This is a genomic window from Mangrovibrevibacter kandeliae, from assembly GCF_024519155.1.
GTDB classification, from domain to species: Bacteria; Pseudomonadota; Alphaproteobacteria; order Rhizobiales; family Rhizobiaceae; genus Mangrovibrevibacter; species Mangrovibrevibacter kandeliae.
The window spans coordinates 1-18,176 of sequence record NZ_JANIFJ010000001.1; the positions used below are offsets into that span (position 1 = coordinate 1).

Below are 18,176 nucleotides of genomic sequence, written 5' to 3' on the forward strand. Positions count from 1 at the left end.
ACGGCGGCCGCCGACGCGCGGCTGTCGGCCGGCTCGAACCTCAAGACCAGGACGGTGACGGCGGGCACGCTCGCGGCCGATGCGGGGGGCGACCTCGGCTTCGGCACGGTGCAGGCGGCTTCGCTGATGGCCGATGCCGGCGGGGCGCTCGGCTTCGACACGATCGCGACGACGGGCCCGGCGACACTGACGGCGGGCGGTGCCCTGACGGGCACGAGGCTGTCGGCCGGCAGCGCGGCGCTGACGGCGGCGTCGATGGATCTCGGCACGGCGACGGTGGCCGAGGCGCTGACGGCGACCTCGGTCGTGGGCGAGGCCCGCTTCGCCAGCCTGACGGCGGGCAGCGCAGGCCTGACCTCGGCGGGTGCGCTGACGGTAACGGCGGGCGATATCGGCGGAGCGCTCGTGGCCTCCTCGGCCGGGGACGGGCGCTTCGACACGCTGTCGGCGGGATCGGTGACGGCCTCGTCGGGTGCGGGCCTGACGCTCGGCTCGGTGACGACCTCCGGCGACCAGGACTGGACCTCGGCCGGCGATCTCGGTTTTGGAAAGCTTGAGACCACCGGCACGGGCGGCATTACGGTGGCGTCCACTGGCGGCCATGTGACCGGCGGGACGCTGACGAGCGCAGGCGTGGTCCGCATCGGTGCCGCGGCGGCCATCGATCTCGATCGCGTCGAGGCGGTCGGTGCGGTCACGGCGGCGGCCGGAGGCCGGCTGCGTGCAGCCGCGCTGACGAGCGGCGAGACGATGAACCTGACGGCGGGCGCAGGTGTTGCCGTCGGTGCGGTGCAGGCTCGCAGCCTCGCGGCGACCGGCGCCGCGATCGACATCGATCGCGCGGTCGTCGATGACCGTGCCGCGTTCCTCGGTGACGAGATCCGTGTCGGCACGACGCGCTTCCTCAACCCCAGCACGCAGCGCTTGACGGTCACGGGGCGGACTGGCGCGCCGGCCCGTCAGGTGACGATGCGCATCGACGCCACGCGGCCGCAGATCGATCGTCTCAGCCTCGTCACCGGCAGTCTCGGCTTCTCGTCCGACCGCTTCGCCATCGGCTCGGCTTATGTGGTAGAGACGCTGAGCATGATGACACCGACCCGTACGCTCCTCGTCGACAACCTGAGCGCTGTTCCGCGCCCGCGCGGCGTGGACGTTCAGCTCTATGCGCCGAACCAGTCGATCGGCATCGTCCATGACGGCGCGGTCACCACGAGTTCGGCCCGCCGCGTGGACCGGCAACCGGGTTCACCGCTCGACATCATGGTGAGCAACGTGCTGTCGCAGGGCGTGGCGGTGGTGCGCGGCATCGGGCGATCGCTCTCCCGGTCCTTCGGCCGCAGCGGCGGCCTCGGCAGTTCGATCATCGTCGGCGGCGGCGGGGCGCCCGGGCAGTCCGGGACCGCACCCACCGGCGGTACGAACCTCTCGGCGGCGGTCAATCTGACCGACGGCGCAGCGGAGACGAACTGAGACGATGCGAAGGCATGAGGTTGTCGCGGCATCGCTCCTGATGGCGTCGTGGGTCGTGCTGACGGCGGGTGCGGCGGGCGCGCAGGCGCTGCCGACGCAGTCCGATCCCGCCGCCGTCGCGCGGCAGAACCGGGACACCCGCGACCAGGTGCTCGAGGCGCCGCCGACCGCCGGCAGCGAGACCCCTGCGCTGACGCCGACGCCGATCGCGCCGCCGATCACCCTGCCGAAGGGCGGTCCGACCTTTCTTCTGAAAGACGTGGTCTTTACGCCGTCGGCGCTGCTTCCCGCCGCCGATCTGGAGGCGATTCGCCAGCGTTATGTCGGGCGCCAGGTGGATCTGTCGCAGCTCCAGGACATCGCGAACGCCGTCAATCTCCTCTACGCCGACCGGGGCTTCGTCACGGCGAGCGCCGTCCTGCAGCCGCAGGATCTGAACGACGGCGTGCTCGACGTGACCCTGGTCGAAGGGCGCCTCGGCGACGTGGCGGTGACCGGCCGCAAGACCTTGCGCGCCTCGCTTCTCGCCCCCGTCGTGCCGCCCGCCGGCGCCGTCGTCGATGCACCGGACCTGACGCGCCGGATCGACCGGTTCAACCGCACGAGCCTCGCCCAGATCCAGGCCTCGCTCCAGGCCGGCAAAGGGTTCGGCCAGACCGACGTCGCGCTGGCGCTGCGCGAGCCGCCGGAGAACAGCCTGCAGATCTACGTCGACAACCAGGGGGTGGAGAGCGTCGGCGAATACGAGATCGGGGCCTACTTCCAGCATTACGGCCTGCTCGGCATCGACGATCGGCTCAGCGGCTACGGCCTCTATGCGGAAGGCAACCTCTACGGCAACGTCGACTACGATCTGGCGCTGTCGCCCTACGGCACGCGGCTCGACCTGTCGGCCAGCCGCTCGGCGATCCGCATCGTCAACGGGGCCTTCACCGACCTCGACATCACCGGCGAGACCTATCTGTTCTCGGGGGCGCTCTCGCAGGCCCTCTACAGCGACGGTCCCTACTTCCTGCAGGGCAGCCTCGGCACCTCCTACAGCCTGTCGCGGTCGACCCAGGTCGGCGTCCAGGTCTCGGACGACCGCATCGAGAAGCTCAATCTGGGGCTGACGGCAAGCTATCTCGGCAGCAGCCTGACGCTTCAGGTGACGCCGAACATCGCGGTGACGCACGCCGATCTCGGCATTGCCGAGACCGAGCTGAACTATACGCTCCTGAACCTGCAGGCGAACGCCTCGCTGCTCATCGATGCGGACACGCTGGCGATCGCGCGGATGAATGCGCAGTACAGCGACGCCGACCTCGTTCCGGGGGCCGACCTGTTTCAGGCAGGCGGCCCCCAGAGCGTTCGCGGCTATGCCCAGAGCACGGCGTCGGGCGAGAAGGGCGTCGTCGGCAGCGTCGAGCTCTATCGAAGCCTGTCCAAGTTCGTCGAAGGCCTCGAGGTCTTCGGCTTCGTCGACGCAGGGACGGCCTTCTCGAACACCATCGACCAGCCGACGCTGGTCTCGGCGGGCGCCGGTCTGAACTACAGCTGGAACGGGCGGATGCGCGCCGAGCTGTCGGTCGGCGTGCCGCTGCACAAGGACATCGACGCCGACGTGTCGGATGCCGTCTTCTACGGGCGCATCGTCGCGACGGTGTTCTGAGGGCTCGATGACCCAGCGAGATCGCAATACGGCGCCCGGGCGCCCCACCGGGACCAGATCCCGCTCCCCAAGGCCACGCACAGCAAGGACACGACCCATGTCGCAACCCGCAGCGGACCCGACGCCAAAGCCGCTTTTCTACACCAATCCGGTGCTTCTCGATCGCGAGAAGCATCGCGCCGCCGGCTCCGGATCGCGCAAGAGCTTCGGCTTTTCGCGGAATTCGCAGTTCATACCGGCATTGCACGAGGAGTTCACGGCTGCTGCCAGCGAGCTCCCGATCGTCTTCCTGCCCAGCGGTGGGACGATCTCGCCCGTGTTCCTGATGAGCCTCGACGCGGGCCGCAACGGCTTCGTCGGCGACGGCGGGCGTTGGACGGGCGGCTACGTGCCGGCCTATCTGCGCCGCTATCCCTTCATTCTCGGCGAGACCGGCGGAGAGGAGGCGGTGATCTGTGTCGAAGAGGGTGCCGATGCGCTGGGTGCCGAACAGGGCGAACCGCTCTTTGCCGAGGACGGCTCGAGCACCACGGCGCTCGACGAGGTGATCGGCTTCACCAACGAGTACTTCCGCGCGAGCAAGCGCACCGAAGCCTTCGTCAAACGACTGATGGACCTCGACCTCTTCCACAACATCACGATCGAAAACAAGAAGCCCGGCGGCGACAACCGCACCATTCACGGCCTCCTCTCGATCAACGAAGAGAGGCTCCAGAGCCTCGCGGACGAGGCTTTCCTCGCCTTGCGGCACGATCGCCTGCTGACGCCCTGCTTCGCGCAGCTCTTCTCGCTGAAGCAGATGGAGCGGCTCGACCGCTGAACCGCGACGCGGCCGGGGCGTGGCCTCCGGCTGCTGTCGCTGCGCACCCCGAGGCTTCGTCCGTCGCAAAGCGGGATTGACGCCCGCTGGCGCAATGCGGCCTTGCAATATGAGGTCGCAGCGGTCTCCATGACGGCTCGGTCGGTTCCCTCGACCCTTGCCGCGCTTCGAGCGGCCAAGGGGCGACGGGGCATTACGGACCCCCGAGCATGGAGTATCGCGTATGAGTGCCGCCGAACCCAACCGGGAGGCCGTCGTGGCGGCCGCCCGCGCTCACGTCGCCGGTGGCGGCTTTGCCGAGGAGCTTGCGCGCCGTATCGCCGTGCCGAGCGAGAGTCCGCGGCAGGATTCGGCGGCGGATCATCGCCGCTACCTCGACGGCGAGATCCGTCCCGCCCTCGAGGCGATCGGCTTTGCCTGCGAGATCTGGTCGAACCCGGCGCTGGCGCGCCTGCCGGTCCTCTACGCCGAGCGGATCGAGGATCCGGCTTTGCCGACGATCCTCACCTACGGCCATGGCGACGTCCTGTGGGGCATGGCGGGCGACTGGTCGGCGGGGCGCGACCCGTGGACGCTCGAGGAAGCGGACGGGCGTCTCTACGGGCGCGGCACCGTCGACAACAAGGGCCAGCACACGATCAACCTCGCGGCGCTGCGCACGGTTCTCAAGGCGCGGGGCCAGCTCGGCTTCAACGTCAAGGTGCTGATCGAGATGGGCGAGGAATCCGGCTCGCCCGGCCTCGAGGAGATCGCCGAGGCGAACCGGGAGCGGTTGAAGGCGGACGTGCTGATCGCCTCCGATGGACCGCGGAGCTCGACCGACGATCCAACGATTTTCCTCGGCGCCCGCGGCGGCATGGGGTTCCACCTCGTCTGCGACTATCGCGAGGGCGCGCACCACTCGGGCAACTGGGGCGGGCTCCTCGTCAATCCGGGTATCCGTCTTGCGCATGCGCTGGCGACGCTGACCGACGCACGGGGCCGCATCCTGATCCGCGACTGGACGCCGGGCGAGATCCCGGCGAACGTGCGGGCGGCGCTCAAGACGATCCGGCTCGAGCGCGGTCCCGACGAGCCGGCGATTGAGCCGGACTGGGGCGAGCCGGGCCTCAGCGCGCCCGAGCAGGTCTTCGGCTGGTGCAATCTGGAGATTCTCGCCTTCCTGTGCGGCCGGCCGGAGGCGCCGGTCAACGCGGTGCCGGGGTCGGCGCGGGCGACCTGCCAGCTGCGCTACGTCGTCGGCGTGGATCGGGAGCGCATCCTGCCGGCGCTGCGCGAGCATCTGGATGCGCACGGCTTCGCGGACGTGGCGATCGAGCCGATGAAGCGCGGCTTCTTCAAGGCGACGCGCACCGACCCGGACAACGATTGGGTGCGGCTGGCCGTCGCCTCGATCGAACGCACGACCGGCAAGCCGCCTTCGCTGCTGCCCAATCTCGGCGGATCACTGCCGAACGAGGTGTTCGCCGAGACGCTGGGGCTGCCGACGGTGTGGATCCCGCACTCGCACCCGTCCTGCTCGCAGCACGCGCCCGACGAGCACATGCTGGTCCGTGTGGCCGAGGAAGGCATGGCCATCATGGCCGGGCTGTTCTGGGACATCGGCAACGGCGAGGCACCGCCCTCCCGCGACGCCTGACAGTGTTCGAGAGATCGGTCCGCGCTGCCGGGCGTGCCGCGGTTTGACTCCGCGGCTGCGGCGCCATAGTCAGGCCGTCGCGCGCGGCGCCCGGGGAGACATGCCCGTCCGGCAGCCCTTTCGGTCCGCCGGTGCGATCCCCATGTGCATCCGCAGCATTGCCCGACCGGCAGTGCACCGGCCGACGCAGCAGAGGTTCTGGATGGCAGCCTTCTTCGAAGAACGCGTGCTCGACGTGAAGCACTGGACGGACACGCTGTTCAGCTTCACCACCACGCGCGACGCCGGCTTCCGCTTCCTCAACGGCCAGTTCGTGATGATCGGCCTCCCGATCGACGGCAAGCCGCTGTTGCGCGCCTACTCGGTGGCCAGCGCCAACTACGAGGAGACGCTGGAGTTCTACTCCATCAAGGTGGCGAACGGTGCGCTGACCTCGCGGCTGAAGGAGATCGTGCCGGGCGACACGGTGATCGTGGGGCGCAAGCCGACCGGCACGCTCGTTCAGGACAGCCTCAAGCCCGGCCGCAATCTCTATCTGCTCGCCACCGGCACCGGGCTTGCCCCCTTCGTCAGCGTCATCAAGGATCCGGAGGCCTACGAGCGCTTCGAGCGGATCGTGCTGGTGCATGGCTGCCGGAGCGTCGCCGAACTCGCCTACGGCGAGAAGCACGTCGCCGAACTCGCTGCGCACGAGTATCTCGGCGAGCTTGCGAGCGAACAGCTCCTTTATTATCCGACCGTGACGCGCGAGCCCTTCCGCAATCGCGGCCGGGTCACCGACCTCCTCGCCTCCGGCAAGATCGCCGAGGAGTTCGGTCTGCCCGCGCTCGATCCGGCCGAGGACCGGGCGATGATCTGCGGCAGCCCGGAGATGCTCGCCGACACGCAGGCGCTCCTCGAAAGCCGCGGCTTCGACGAGGGGAGCCACACGACGCCCGGCGCCTATGTGATCGAGAAGGCCTTCGTCGAACGGTGAGGTGTCGGGCGGCTCGACCGGGTCGCGCCCGCGCGCCAAGCCGGCGGGCCTGAGTGCCGTACCGGTGCAGCGACGGGCGAGGGACAGGGAGACCGCGATGACGCCGACGGATGAGACCGCTGCGCTTCTGGTGATCGACGTGCAGAACGACTTCCTGCCGGGCGGGAGCCTCGCGGTTGCCGACGGCGACGCGATCGTGCCCGTCGTCAACCAGCTTGCCGCGCGCTTTGCCAACGTCGTTCTGACGCAGGACTGGCACACGCCCGGCCACGTCTCCTTCGCCTCCAGCCATCCGGGCAAGCGGCCCTTCGAGACCACCGGACTCGCCTATGGCCGGCAGGTGCTCTGGCCGGACCACTGCGTGCAGGGCACCCGCGGCGCCGAACTCGCGGCGCGACTCGAACTGCCGCGAGCGCAGCTGATCATCCGCAAGGGCTTCCACCCGCAGTCGGACAGCTACTCGGCCTTTGCCGAGGCGGACGGCACCACCACGGGCCTTGCCGCCTACCTTCGGGCGCGCGGCATCTCCCGTGTCTTCCTCGCCGGCCTCGCGACGGACTTCTGCGTGGCCTGGAGCGCGCTCGATGCGCGAAAGGCGGGATTCGAGACGGTCGTGATCGAGGATGCCTGCCGCGCGATCGACGCCGACGGCTCGCTTGCGCGGGCTCTCGCCGATATGGCGTCGGCCGGTGTCGCACGTGTCGCAGCCGCCGACCTGACGGCCTGATACACCCGAACCCCGGTCGCATCGACGCTCGCCCTCCGTCCTGAGGAATCTCGGCGAGAATACTTGACTCCAATCCTCATGTTTTAATACCTGACTGCGTTGCTCATGTTTTGCGACGGGAGCGCCGACGGGGGTCGGCGCCGGGGCGAGGGGATCAGGATGGACAGCCGAACCAGCGGCGCACACGCTCGTGTGCAGCGGCCAGCGGGGCGCAGTGCGCGTGTCTGGGCCGTACTCATGTGCGGCAGCGCACTCGCGCAGGCCCCGGCCGCCTTCGCGCAGGACGCCGGCGCGACCGTGCAGCTCGACACGGTGGTCGTCGAGGGACAGGGTGGCGGCACCGTCGGCCCGGATGACAGCATCGTTGCCCGGCGCTCGGCGACCGGCAGCAAGACCGATACGCCGATCGTCGACCAGCCGGCCTCCGTCTCGGTGATCACGGAACAGGAACTCGAGCGGCGCAATGTGGAGGACGTGCAGCAGGCTCTGACCTACACCTCGAGTGTCGCGACGGACACCTACGGCTCCGACGACCGCTACGACTTCTTTAAGATCCGCGGCTTCGACGAGACCTCGCTCGGCACCTATCGCGACGGGCTGCCGATGCCGATCCTCGGCTGGACGGCGAGCCGGCTGGAGCCGTACGGCCTGCAGCGGATCGAGGTGCTCAAGGGGTCGACCTCGACGCTGTTCGGGCTGAACGCGCCGGGCGGCCTCGTCAACGCCATCACCAAGCGGCCCCAGGATCGCAGCTTCGGCGAAGTCTTCACGACCTTCGGCGACGAGCACGTGGAGGTCGGCACCGACTTCGGCGGGCCGATCGACGCCGAGGGCATATGGAGCTATCGCGTCACGGCGCTCGGCCAGGACGCCTCCGACCGCGGCGACTACTCGAGCGACGACCGTCTCTATGTCGCGCCGGCGCTGACCTGGAGCCCGGATGCGGCCACCAGCCTGACGATCCTCGGCGACTACAACAAGCGCAACGGCAACACCGCCTACGGCTTCCCGGTGGGGGTCGACATCGATACCGACACCTTCACCGGCGAGCCCGACTTCAACGCCTTCGACTCCCGTGAATACAACATCGGGTACCTGTTCGAGCACCACTTCGACAACGGAGTCAGCCTTCGGTCGAACGCGCGCTACAGCCATATCGATCTCGACTACCGGCAGGTCTATGGCGCCCAGCTCGATCCGAGCATCGATCGCACCGCCTTCTCGGTCGACGGCGAGGTGGACCGCTTCGCGATCGACAACCAGCTCCAGTACGACACGAGCTGGGACCGCTTCGACTTCAAGACGCTGATCGGGCTCGACTATGTCCACGACACGCTGGACGAGCTGGCGCTGCTCGGCACGGCGCCGGGGATCGACATCTTCGATCCGGTCTATTGCGGCCGGGCTTGCATCAGCCTCGGACCCTATCTCGACCAGGACATCCGGCAGAACCGCACCGGGGTCTATGGTCAGGAGGAGCTGACCTTCGACGACCGCTGGATCCTCACGCTCGGTGGCCGCTGGGACACGGTCGACACGCGTCAGGAGAGCCACGACACCGGTGCCGTCGACGGCGATACCGAGAGCGCCTTCACCAAGCGCGCCGGATTGACCTACAAGGTCACGCCGGAGGTGGCCGTCTACGGCAACTACGCCGAGAGCTTCCAGCCGCTGATCAGCTCGGGCCAGGTGTTCGATCCGCAGGAGGGCACGCAGTACGAGGTCGGCGTCAAATACGCGCCGGACGCCTATGACGCCCTCTTCACCCTCGCGCTGTTCGACCTCGCCCAGACCAACGTGCCGAGCTACGTCACGCCCACCCTGCGCCGCCAGATCGGCGAGGTGCGGGTGCGCGGTGTCGAGCTGGAGGGCAAGATGGCGCTCGACGACCGGCTGAACCTGACGCTCGCCTACAGCTACTGGGACGCGGAGATCGAGGAGGACGGGCTCGGCGGCAATGTCGGCAACCGGCCGGCATCGACCCCGCAGCATCTCGCCTCCGCCTGGCTCGACTACACGATCCCGGGTGAGGGGATGCGCGGCGACCTCACCCTCGGCGCCGGCGTGCGTTATGTCGGCGAGACCTTCGGCGACGACGCGAACACCGTCGAGGTGGGTAGCCATACCGTCGTCGACGCCGCAATCGACTACAAGGCGACCGAGCATGTCGATCTCGCCGTGCACGCGACCAACCTCTTCGACGAGAAATACGTCTCGACCGCCTATTACGGCACCGCCTATTACGGCGATCGTCGCAAGATCCTGGGGACGTTGAAATACAGCTGGTGACCCCGAACCGCCGCCGGGTCCTTCGCGGACTTGGCGCCAGCCTCCTTGCGCCGCTGCTGTCTACCGCGACCGCCTTATCTACGGCGGCGGCGGACGACCTGCGCTTCGTCCATGCCTTCGGCGAGACCGTGCTGCCGGCGCCGGCGCGGCGTGTCGTCTCGCTCGGCTACACCACGCACGACACGCTGCTGGCGCTGGGCGTGCCGCCGCTCGCCGTGCGCTACTGGTACGGCGACCACCCGTTCGGCGTCTGGCCCTGGGCACAGCCCTACCTCCACGGCGCCGAGCCGGACCTCTTCACCGGCGAGGTGTCGATGGAGCGGGTCGCGGCCCTCCGACCCGATCTCGTGGTGGCGATCGGGTCCAGCATCTCGCGCGCCGAATACGACGTCCTGTCGCGCATCGCGCCGGTGCTGATGCACGAGGCACGCTTCCCGGCCTATGGCACGCCCTGGGAGGCGATGACCCGCACGATCGGCCGCGCGCTGGGGCGCAGCGGGACAGCCGAGGAGCTGGTCGCGGCGACATGGGCGCGCTTCGCGGCGGCAAAGGCCCGCAATCCCGGCTGGGCCGGCCGGACCGCCGTCGCCGCCTATCACTGGGCCGGCGAGAGCGGCGCCTTCGTCGGCGGCGACACCCGCGCGCGCTTCCTGCGCGACCTCGGCCTCGCGCCGACGCCGGTCGTCGAAAGGATGGGCGCGGACGACGGCTTCTACGGGGCGCTGTCGCCGGAGGACCTGTCGCCGCTCGATGCCGATATCCTCCTGTGGATCTCGTCCTTCGCCGAGGTGCCGGATCTCGTCGCGCTGCCGATGCGCCGGACGCTCCGCGCCCACCGCGAGGGGCGGGAGGTCTTTGCCGGCCCCCTCGTCGCCGGAGCGCTGTCGCATGGCAGCGTCCTGTCGATGCCCTTCGCGCTGGAGCGGCTCGAGGCCGATCTCGCCGCAGCCATCGACGGCGTGCCGGCAACAGTGGTCGCTTCGGCGGCCGAAGCGGGACTCGCGCCATGACGCGCTGGTGGCTGCTGGCGGGGCTGATCGTCCTCGCCGTTCTCTTCGCGCTGCTGCTCGGCGTGCGCACGGTGACGCTCCTGGAGCTCTGGCGGGCGGTGACTGCGCCCGACCCGCTCGACCCGTCCCATGTGACGGTCCTCTGGATCCGCCTGCCGCGGCTCGCCGCCGGGCTCGTGGCGGGCGCGGCGCTCGGCATGGCGGGCACGGTGATGGCGGCGCTCACCCGCAATCCGCTCGCCGATCCCGGCATTCTCGGCATCAACGCCGGTGCCGCCTTCGCGGTGGTGCTCGGCGCGCTGATCCTGGGGCAGGCCGATGCCGGCACGGTCGCCGCGCTCGCCTTTCCCGGCGCCGGCATCGCGGCGCTCGCCGTGTTCGCGCTCGGCGGCGGCCTCAGGGGAGACGCGGGCCCGGTGCGCCTCACGCTCGCCGGCGCGGCGCTGAACGCGCTGCTCCTGTCGCTGGTCTCGGCGATCGTCCTCGTGCGGGGCGAGACGCTCGACGTCCTGCGCTTCTGGATCGCCGGCTCGCTCTCCGTCGCGGCGGAGCGGCCGATCGGCGCAATGAGCCTCACGGCGGGCCTCGGCGCGCTCGTGGCGCTCGCCGCGGCGCCGCGACTCGAGCTGCTGATGCTCGGCGGGGCGCTGTCGCGCGGCCTCGGTGTCCGGCCGGGCCGGGTGCAGGCGCTCGCGCTCGCCGCGGTAACGCTGCTCACCGGCGCCGCCGTCGCGATCGCCGGGCCGATCGCCTTCCTCGGCCTGATGGTGCCGCCGCTGGCGCGCCGCATCGCCGGCAACGTCCTGCGGCTCGAACTCGTCGCTGCGGCCGGGCTCGGCGCGAGCATCCTGCTCCTGGCCGACACGCTGGGCCGGCTGGTCCTCCCGCCAGCCGAGATCCGCGCCGGGATCATGACGGCACTGGTCGGCGGACCGGTCTTCGTGGTCATCGCGCGTCGGCTGCGCCCGGGGGCGACGACATGAAGGGGGCGATCGTCCTCCTTGCCGTGCTGCTCGTGGCAAGCGCCGCCTCGATCCTGATCGGCGAGGTGCCGCTCGGGCTCGGCGATCTCTGGCAGGGAATGATCGGGGGGGGCGGACCGGGCGCGCTGACGGTGCGGGTGATCCGGGCGCCGCGGGCAGCCGTCGCGCTCGGCGCCGGCGCGGCACTCGGCCTGTCGGGCGCGGCGTTCCAGACGCTTCTGCGCAACCCACTCGCGGCGCCCGATCTCCTCGGCTTCACCTCCGGCGCAGGTCTGGCGATCCTCCTCTCGCTGACGCTCGGCCTGACGCTGCCGCTGCCGCTGGTGGGGGCCGCGGGCGGACTGGCGACGGCGGTGCTGGTGGCCGTCCTGGCGCACCGGCAGGGGAGAGGCCTGGTGCCGATCACCGTGATCCTCGTCGGCATCGGCACCGGCTTCACGATCTCGGCGTTCGGCACGCTGCTGATGACGCGCCTGCCCGGCGCCGAGGCCGCCGAGGCCCAGCGGTGGCTCACCGGCTCGCTCGCCGCGCGGGACTGGGGACAGGCCATGCAAGTCTGGTGTGTCGGCGGCGCCCTCGCCGCGCTGCTCGCGCTGCAGGGGCGGGCGCTCGATCTTCTTTCGCTCGGCGACGACCTTGCCGCCGGGCTCGGCCTGCGTGTCGGGCGGGCCCGCCTCGGCGTCGCGGCAACCGGGGTAGGACTGGCGGCGGCCGGCGTCGCGGTCGCGGGACCCGTGCCCTTCGTCGCGCTGATGGCTGGACCGCTCGGCGCGCGGCTCACCGGGGCGAGGGGCGTGCGTGGCCGGCTGATGGCGGCGGCCGGCGCCGGGGCGGCGGTCACCCTCCTTGCCGATCTCGCCTCGCGCGTCGCGCTGCCCGGCATTCAGCTGCCGATCGGTGTCTTCACCGGCGTGCTCGGCGCGCCGTACCTCCTGTGGCGCCTGTCACGCGAAATGGAAAAGGGCGAGCTGTGATCGACACCACCCTCAGCGCCGACCGGCTCACCCTCGGCTATGGCGATCGCCACGTGCTGGAGGACCTGTCGCTGACCCTGCCCTCCGGCCGCGTGACGGCCATCCTCGGCCCGAACGGCTGCGGCAAGTCGACCCTCCTGAAGGCCTTTGCGCGTCTCATCCGGCCGCTCGCCGGCCGCGTCACGCTGGCCGGCCGGGATCTCCACCGCCAGGACACCAAGGCGCTCGCCCGGCGCCTCGCGATCCTGCCGCAGGCGCCGCTCGCCCCGGACGGCATCACCGTCGGCGACCTCGTCAAGCGCGGCCGGGCCCCTTGGCGCGGCCTCCTGTCGCCGTGGACGAGGGCTGACGTGGAGGCCTGCGCGGCCGCGCTCGAGGCGGTGGCGATGAAAGGCCTCGCCGACCGGCCGCTCGCCGAACTGTCCGGCGGTCAGCGGCAGCGGGCCTGGCTGGCGCTGGTGCTGGCGCAGGCGACGCCGCTCCTTTTGCTCGACGAGCCGACGACGTTTCTCGACCTGCCGCACCAGATCGAGGTGCTGTCGCTGCTGCGCCGGCGCAACCGGGACGCCGGCACGACCGTCGTCAGCGTGCTGCACGATCTCAACCTCGCGGCCCGCTTCTGCGATCACCTCGTGCTCCTCGGATCGGACGGTGCGGTGGCGCAAGGCGCGCCGGACGCGGTGCTGACGGCCGAGCATCTGGACCAGGCCTTCGGCCTGAGGGCGCTGGTCCAGCCGGATCCGGTGACCGGCACACCGCTGGTGATCCCGCTCTGACATTGTTCAACGCCGGCCCGCCGGTCGGCCCGGTGACTAAAGACCGCCAACGCGACTTCAGCCTTTCGAAAGGTCAGGTGACGATAATCGGTGCCGATGACAGCGCCGGCCAATCCGCTCATGAAACCGTCTTGGTGGGATTCAGCGCTGCGTGACGCGACGTGGCTCGATCGCGCCCGCGCCATGCGCTACAGCATCGTCCTCCTGCTCGTGGCCGTCGCCTTCGCGCTGTCGGCGCTGATCGTTCACGGCCGTGGCGGGATGTCCGGACCGGATCCGTTCAACAACGATTTCGTCAGCTTCTGGTCTGCGTCCCGGTTGGCGCTGGACGGCACGCCGGAGCTCGCCTACGTGCCGAAGGCGCACGGTGCGGTCGAGCGCCTGGCCTACGGCGAAGCGGCGATCCCCTATTACGCCTTCTTCTATCCGCCGGTCTTCCTGATGATCTGCCTGCCGCTCGCCCTGCTGCCGCTCGGCGCGTCGTGCTGGCTGTGGTTGCTGGCGACCGCCGCACCGTATCTGGCGGCCTTGTGGCGCCTGCTGCCGCCGTCGATCGGCTGGCGCCGCGTGCTCTGCTTCACCTTCCCGGCGATCGGGCTGAATGCCGCCTACGGGCAGAACGGATATCTGTCCGCCGCCGTGATGGCTGCGGGCCTCATGCTTCTGCGGGGGCGCCCGCTCGTGGCCGGTCTCGCCTTCGGATGTCTCGTCTTCAAGCCGCAGCTGGCCATCCTCCTGCCGCTGGCGCTGGCGGCGGGCGGCTACTGGCGGACCTTCTTCGTCACCGCCGCCACGGCGGCCCTCCTGATGCTCGTCTCGCTCGCGCTGTTCGGGTGGCAGACCTGGGAGGCCTTCTTCGCCAACTCGGCGCTGGCCCAGCGGGTCCTGACCGACGACCTCGTCTCCTCCTGGAAGATGGCGAGTGTCTATGCCGGGGTGAAGCTTCTCGGCGGCGGCGCCGGGCTCGCCGCCTCGGCGCAGGCGATTGCGGCAGCCGTTGCTGCGGGGTTCGTGGTGCGCGTCGCGCGGGCGCGGCCCGATCCGTTGGATCTCGGCGCCGTGCTCGTGGCCGCGACGCTCCTGACGACGCCGTTCGTGCTCGTCTACGACCTGACGCTTCTGGCGATTCCGCTTGCCCTCCTGATCCGATCCGGCTCGACCACCGGATTCAGGCCCTACGAGAAGATCGCAGTCCTTGCCGGCTGCGTCGCGCCGATGCTCATGCTGCCGGCCGGCGAATACCTGCATCTGCCGCTCGCGCCGCCGGTGGTCGCCATCGTCTACGCGGTCCTCGTCCGGCGCGGCTTGCAGCCGGCGCCGCTATCGGAGAGCCGCCCGGCGCCGCTGCGGTTCCTCGAACCGCGCGCCGACCGGGGCGCGACCGCTGCCGGAGCCGTCTGATGCGCTGCGAAAACCCGTCCTCCGGCGGCAGCATGCCGGCACATGACCGTCCCGAGCTGTCGCTGGTCATCTGCACGCTGAACGAGGCGGACTCCATCGGCCCCGTCCTGCGCGAAGTGGAAGCAGTGCTGCGCGGCGTCCGGCACGAGATCCTGGTGGTCGACGATTCGCCGGACGAGGCGACGGCCAATGCCGTGCGCGCCTTCGCGGCCCTCTGCCCGGCGGTTCGGCTGGTTCGGCGCAGCGGGCCACGGGGCCTTGCCTCCGCGGCGATCGCCGGCTGGGACGAGGCCAAGGGCGAGGTTCTCGCCATCATGGACGGTGACGGCCAGCACGAGGCCGGCCTGCTTCCGGCGATGCTGGACATGCTCGCGGACGAAGCGACCGACATCGTCATCGCCAGCCGCTACCTCAGGAAGGGGCCGAGTGGCCTGACCGGACTGCGCGATGTCGGCAGCCGCCTGGCGACGCTCGCCACCTTCGTCACCCTCGGCGTCTACTCCAGCGATCCCCTGAGCGGCTTCTTCGTGATGCGCCGGTCCTGGTACGAGCGCGCCCGCAACAGGCTGAGCGGAGTCGGCTTCAAGATCCTCGTCGACCTCCTCGCCTCCGGCCGGCGGCGCCCGACGCTCTCGGAGGTCCGGACGGCGCTTCGCCCGCGCATCGGCGGCGAATCGAAGCTCGATGCGCGCGTCGTGGTGGAACTGCTGGCCCTGCTCGTCGAAAAGCGCACCAACGGCCTCATTCCCACGCGCTTCTGCCTGTTCGCCATGATCGGCGCCTCGGGCCTCGGGGTGCACCTCGCGATCCTCTCGCTCGCCCTCGCCGCCTTCGAACTGCCCTTCTGGGCGGCGCAGGCGGCCGCGACGCTGTGCGCCATGACGACCAACTTCGTCCTCAACAATGCGCTCACCTTCCGCGACCGGCGCCTCACCGGCCGGAACGCGTTGCGCGGACTTCTGACGTTCTGGATCTGCTGCAGCGGCGGCGCGCTGGTCAGCGAGATCGTCGGCTCGTCGCTCGACGGCCTCGGGCTCGGCTGGCTCCTCGCGGGTACGGCCGGGGCGGTTTCGGCGGCCTTGGTGAACTACGCCGCCGCCGGTCGCGCGACCTGGCGCGGCCAGTCGCTCGCCGGCAGCGCGCGGGAGACGTCCGCTGTCCTGCGTTCGGTGCCCATCACGCCCGCCGAATAGCGGATCGACGGCCTCGATCAGTCGGGGGACGATTGCCTGATGTGCGCCGTGATCACGCGGCGCAGACCCTCGGCATCGCGGGCGGCCAGACGGTCCACCATCTCGAAATGCTCCCGGCTCGACTGCTCGATGCGCAGGCGCGTCGCCCACTGCGAGGCGGGGGCGGAGGACGTGCGAAGCCGCAACTCGTCCACCAGTTCGACAAGCTGGCGGTTGCCGGCGCTCGCCAGCAGCGCCCGATGGAAGGCGAGGTTCGCCTCGTAGATCGCCATGATCGAGCCGGTCGAGATCAGCGCGTCGAAATGCTGCGCGAGGCTCAGCAGGTCGTCGATCACCGTCGCCCGGGCCTGGGTGATCATCCGCTCGGCGGCGGCCGTCTCCAGGAGGATCCGGATCTCCAGGATCTCGAAATCCTTCTCGCTGTCTTCCGGATAGACGTAGTAGCCGCGGTTGGGAATGTATTGCAGCATGCGGCGGTGCGCGAGCTTCTCCAGAGCCTTGCGCACTTCGGCGCGGCTGCAGCCGTAGCGCTCCTGCAGCTCGATCTGCTTCAGCCAGCTCCCCGGCTGGAAACGGCGCGCGCGGACGTCCTCAGCAATCCGATCGGCGACGTCGCGGTAGAGTTGCTTGTCCATGTCCTGCCGCACCTCAAGCGGGGCGCCTCAACAGCTTCGCAGACGCCGGCACAATCGCCCGTGTATGCTGAAAGTTTGGGCGGATCATAATATTGCACAACCTGACAAAGCGTGCATTTGATTGGCGCCAATTCAGATGCAGAAGATGCGCCGCCACGCGTGGCCGCATCCATCCGTGGGGACCGATGAGAAACGAAGCCGAGATCTGGACGCAGGTGGACGCCAAGCGGCAGGCGTTCGTCGAACTTTCCGACCGGATCTGGGGGATGCCGGAGCTGAACTACGCAGAGGTCCGCTCCTCCGCCGAACATCTTGCGATGTTGAGGGCGCAGGGGTTCCGGGCCGAGGCGGGGATCGCGGGCCTGCCGACGGCGGTGGCGGGCGAGGCGGGCGAGGGCGGTCCGGTGATCGCCATCCTCGGCGAATACGACGCGTTGCCGGGCCTCAGTCAGGCGGCGGGAATCGCCGAGCAGCGACCGATGGACGGCTCGGCCAACGGCCATGGCTGCGGCCACAATCTCCTCGGCTCCGGCTCGCTGCTCGCCGCGACGGCGGTGAAGAACTGGCTTGCCTCCAATGGCCTGCCCGGCCGGGTGCGCTACTACGGCTGCCCGGCGGAAGAGGGCGGCTCGGCCAAGGGTTTCATGGTGCGCGCCGGCGTCTTCGACGACGTCGACGTCGCGATCTCCTGGCATCCGGCGCCGTTCGCCGGGGTCAACAACCCGATCTCGCTCGCCTGCAACGAGGTGATCTTCGACTTCAAGGGCCGCGCGTCGCACGCGGCGGCGTCGCCCGAACTCGGCCGCTCTGCCCTCGACGCGGTCGAACTGATGAGCGTCGGCGTCAACTACATGCGCGAGCACATGCCGTCCTCCGCGCGCATCCACTACGCGGTCATCGACACCGGCGGCGTCGCGCCGAACGTGGTGCAGGCGAAGGCGAGCGTGCGCTACCTGATCCGGGCGCGCGAGCTCGACGAGCTGCACCAGCTGCTCGCCCGCGTGCAGGACGTCGCCAGGGGCGCGGCGCTGATGACCGGCACGACGGTGACGAGCCGCATCGTCTCGGGCGACGCCAATCTCGTCGGCAACACCCCGCTCGAGCAGCTGATGCACCGCGAGCTGGAACGGCTCGGACCGCCGGTGTTCGATGCCGAGGACGAGGCCTTCGCACGGCAGATCCAGGCGACTCTGACGCCGGAGGACATCAAGTCGGCCTTCGCCCGCTTCGGCCTCAAGCCGCGAACGGACATTGCGCTCTGCGACGCGATCTTTCCACCGGAGAGCGGCGACGGCACGCATGTCGGCTCCACCGACGTCGGGACGGTGTCCTGGGTGGTGCCGACCGTGCAGATGCGCGGCGCGACCTATGCGATCGGCACGCCCGGCCACTCCTGGCAACTCGTCGCGCAGGGCAAGGCGCCGGCGGCGCACAAGGGCATGGAACACGCCGCAAAGGTGATGGCCGCGACGGCGGCGGCGCTCTTCGCCGATCCGGCCGAGATCGCCGCGGCGAAGGCCGATTTCGCCGCGCGCCGCGAGGGCCGGCCCTTCGTCAATCCGATCCCCGACGACGTCGAGCCGGAGCTGCCGGTCGCGTCCGCGGACGCCGCGCGGTGATGCGGGGCGG

General features: G+C 70.2%; 15 protein-coding genes. 14 read left to right on the top strand and 1 reads right to left on the bottom strand.

Going from position 1 to position 18,176, the window contains the following annotated elements:
- From NPA30_RS00005 to NPA30_RS00065, 13 genes are all read left to right on the top strand, one after another.
- A partial coding sequence (locus tag NPA30_RS00005) for a hypothetical protein (RefSeq protein ID WP_256800243.1) occupies positions 1-1,473 on the top strand: 1,473 nt, incomplete at its 5' end.
- Between the two features lie 40 nt (positions 1,474-1,513).
- Positions 1,514-3,124: a ShlB/FhaC/HecB family hemolysin secretion/activation protein gene (locus NPA30_RS00010; protein ID WP_256800244.1), complete on the top strand. Its 1,611-nt coding sequence runs from the start codon at positions 1,514-1,516 to the stop codon at positions 3,122-3,124.
- Between the two features lie 97 nt (positions 3,125-3,221).
- A complete protein-coding gene (locus tag NPA30_RS00015; RefSeq protein ID WP_256800245.1) occupies positions 3,222-3,944 on the top strand; it encodes a SapC family protein in 723 nt (240 codons plus the stop codon).
- Between the two features lie 223 nt (positions 3,945-4,167).
- The gene (locus NPA30_RS00020; RefSeq protein ID WP_256800246.1) at positions 4,168-5,583 is read left to right on the top strand and encodes a M20 family metallopeptidase; all 1,416 of its coding nucleotides are present in this window, start codon (positions 4,168-4,170) and stop codon (positions 5,581-5,583) included.
- Between the two features lie 202 nt (positions 5,584-5,785).
- Entirely contained in the window at positions 5,786-6,559 is a 774-nt protein-coding gene (locus NPA30_RS00025) for a ferredoxin--NADP reductase (RefSeq protein ID WP_256800247.1), read from the top strand.
- Between the two features lie 97 nt (positions 6,560-6,656).
- Positions 6,657-7,286, top strand: a complete 630-nt coding sequence (gene pncA / locus NPA30_RS00030; RefSeq protein ID WP_256800249.1) for a bifunctional nicotinamidase/pyrazinamidase — start codon at positions 6,657-6,659, stop codon at positions 7,284-7,286.
- 237 nt (positions 7,287-7,523) lie between these two features.
- Positions 7,524-9,575 carry a TonB-dependent siderophore receptor gene (locus tag NPA30_RS00035; RefSeq protein WP_256800251.1) on the top strand — a complete coding sequence of 684 codons (2,052 nt, stop codon included), beginning with the start codon at positions 7,524-7,526 and terminating at the stop codon, positions 9,573-9,575.
- On the top strand, positions 9,572-10,585 hold the full coding sequence (locus NPA30_RS00040) for an ABC transporter substrate-binding protein (protein WP_256800252.1): 1,014 nt from the start codon (positions 9,572-9,574) through the stop codon (positions 10,583-10,585). The genes NPA30_RS00035 and NPA30_RS00040 overlap by 4 nt, the downstream gene beginning before the upstream one ends.
- The gene (locus NPA30_RS00045; RefSeq protein ID WP_256800253.1) at positions 10,582-11,568 is read left to right on the top strand and encodes a FecCD family ABC transporter permease; all 987 of its coding nucleotides are present in this window, start codon (positions 10,582-10,584) and stop codon (positions 11,566-11,568) included. The genes NPA30_RS00040 and NPA30_RS00045 overlap by 4 nt, the downstream gene beginning before the upstream one ends.
- Positions 11,565-12,542: an iron chelate uptake ABC transporter family permease subunit gene (locus NPA30_RS00050; protein WP_256800254.1), complete on the top strand. Its 978-nt coding sequence runs from the start codon at positions 11,565-11,567 to the stop codon at positions 12,540-12,542. Before NPA30_RS00045 ends, NPA30_RS00050 begins: the two co-directional genes overlap by 4 nt.
- Entirely contained in the window at positions 12,539-13,318 is a 780-nt protein-coding gene (locus tag NPA30_RS00055) for an ABC transporter ATP-binding protein (RefSeq protein WP_256800255.1), read from the top strand. The genes NPA30_RS00050 and NPA30_RS00055 overlap by 4 nt, the downstream gene beginning before the upstream one ends.
- Positions 13,319-13,438: 120 nt before the next feature.
- A complete protein-coding gene (locus tag NPA30_RS00060; protein WP_256800256.1) occupies positions 13,439-14,719 on the top strand; it encodes a glycosyltransferase family 87 protein in 1,281 nt (426 codons plus the stop codon).
- The gene (locus NPA30_RS00065; RefSeq protein ID WP_256800258.1) at positions 14,719-15,912 is read left to right on the top strand and encodes a glycosyltransferase; all 1,194 of its coding nucleotides are present in this window, start codon (positions 14,719-14,721) and stop codon (positions 15,910-15,912) included. The genes NPA30_RS00060 and NPA30_RS00065 overlap by 1 nt, the downstream gene beginning before the upstream one ends.
- Positions 15,913-15,929: 17 nt before the next feature.
- Here NPA30_RS00065 and NPA30_RS00070 read toward each other — a convergent pair whose 3' ends face one another.
- Complete coding sequence (locus tag NPA30_RS00070) at positions 15,930-16,547, bottom strand: GntR family transcriptional regulator (RefSeq protein ID WP_256800259.1); 618 nt, start codon at positions 16,545-16,547, stop codon at positions 15,930-15,932.
- A gap of 185 nt (positions 16,548-16,732) precedes the next feature.
- On the opposite strand from NPA30_RS00070, the gene NPA30_RS00075 reads away from it, so the two are divergent.
- Complete coding sequence (locus NPA30_RS00075; RefSeq protein ID WP_256800260.1) at positions 16,733-18,166, top strand: M20 family metallopeptidase; 1,434 nt, start codon at positions 16,733-16,735, stop codon at positions 18,164-18,166.
- The last annotated feature ends 10 nt before the right edge of the window (positions 18,167-18,176 follow it).

Bases quoted from the DNA above. Each gene is read 5' to 3' on its own strand.
- NPA30_RS00075 (WP_256800260.1), top strand. From the start codon at position 16,733: ATGAGAAACGAAGCCGAGATCTGGACGCAGGTGGACGCCAAGCGGCAG.
- NPA30_RS00025 (WP_256800247.1), top strand. From the start codon at position 5,786: ATGGCAGCCTTCTTCGAAGAACGCGTGCTCGACGTGAAGCACTGGACG.
- NPA30_RS00050 (WP_256800254.1), top strand. From the start codon at position 11,565: ATGAAGGGGGCGATCGTCCTCCTTGCCGTGCTGCTCGTGGCAAGCGCC.
- NPA30_RS00070 (WP_256800259.1), bottom strand. From the start codon at position 16,547: ATGGACAAGCAACTCTACCGCGACGTCGCCGATCGGATTGCTGAGGAC.
- pncA (WP_256800249.1), top strand. From the start codon at position 6,657: ATGACGCCGACGGATGAGACCGCTGCGCTTCTGGTGATCGACGTGCAG.
- NPA30_RS00020 (WP_256800246.1), top strand. From the start codon at position 4,168: ATGAGTGCCGCCGAACCCAACCGGGAGGCCGTCGTGGCGGCCGCCCGC.
- NPA30_RS00035 (WP_256800251.1), top strand. From the start codon at position 7,524: ATGTGCGGCAGCGCACTCGCGCAGGCCCCGGCCGCCTTCGCGCAGGAC.
- NPA30_RS00060 (WP_256800256.1), top strand. From the start codon at position 13,439: ATGAAACCGTCTTGGTGGGATTCAGCGCTGCGTGACGCGACGTGGCTC.
- NPA30_RS00045 (WP_256800253.1), top strand. From the start codon at position 10,582: ATGACGCGCTGGTGGCTGCTGGCGGGGCTGATCGTCCTCGCCGTTCTC.
- NPA30_RS00010 (WP_256800244.1), top strand. From the start codon at position 1,514: ATGGCGTCGTGGGTCGTGCTGACGGCGGGTGCGGCGGGCGCGCAGGCG.
- NPA30_RS00015 (WP_256800245.1), top strand. From the start codon at position 3,222: ATGTCGCAACCCGCAGCGGACCCGACGCCAAAGCCGCTTTTCTACACC.
- NPA30_RS00065 (WP_256800258.1), top strand. From the start codon at position 14,719: ATGCGCTGCGAAAACCCGTCCTCCGGCGGCAGCATGCCGGCACATGAC.